The organism is Arsenicibacter rosenii (assembly GCF_001870735.1).
Taxonomy (GTDB): domain Bacteria; phylum Bacteroidota; class Bacteroidia; order Cytophagales; family Spirosomataceae; genus Arsenicibacter; species Arsenicibacter rosenii.
The window spans coordinates 1-535 of the sequence record NZ_MORL01000246.1 but is presented as its reverse complement, the minus strand read 5'-3'; the positions used below and the strand labels follow the sequence as shown (position 1 = coordinate 535).

1 pseudogene is annotated in these 535 nt (G+C 56.8%); it reads right to left on the bottom strand.

Annotated features, from left to right (window positions below):
- Positions 1-535, bottom strand: a pseudogene (locus BLX24_RS33200) (hypothetical protein); the annotation flags it as partial.

The following is a 535-nucleotide window of genomic DNA, read 5'->3' as shown; positions in this document are numbered from 1 at the left end:
TGATCAAAGCCCGGCCGCTCACTGCTCTTGTCCTTCTCGTAGTTAGCATGGATCGGTGAGGCCTCAATACTGACGATCGTGGCCTTGGCCAGCAGCTCATCGAACCGCAGCATGAACAGGTGCTCGTGCCGCTCGCTGAGCACGTCGTTAACCATCACGTGCTTGTCCTTGTGCGGCGGGTTGCTGGTCAGTGCCTGCACGTCCACCTGCCAGCCACCACCGACACGCACCCCGTCCACCACCAGCCCTTCACTGAGTACCTGCTCTACCTGTTCGAACATGGTCTTATCACTGCCTGCCGATTTGTTACGCCCGTTACGGTCACCCGTCAGGATGATCCGCTTATTGCGGTGGCCCGCATAGCGCTGTACAAACAGCAGACCCAGCGTCTGGGCCATGGTCAGATTCTTGCCCGCTTCCTTGACAAATAAATTATCGACACAACGCCCCAGATTTTTTCCCTCCTGGTAAAGCGTTCCGCACGTGAAGTGGGCATTAAAATCCAGACTCCAGACAAACGGTTCGTCAGGCCGCA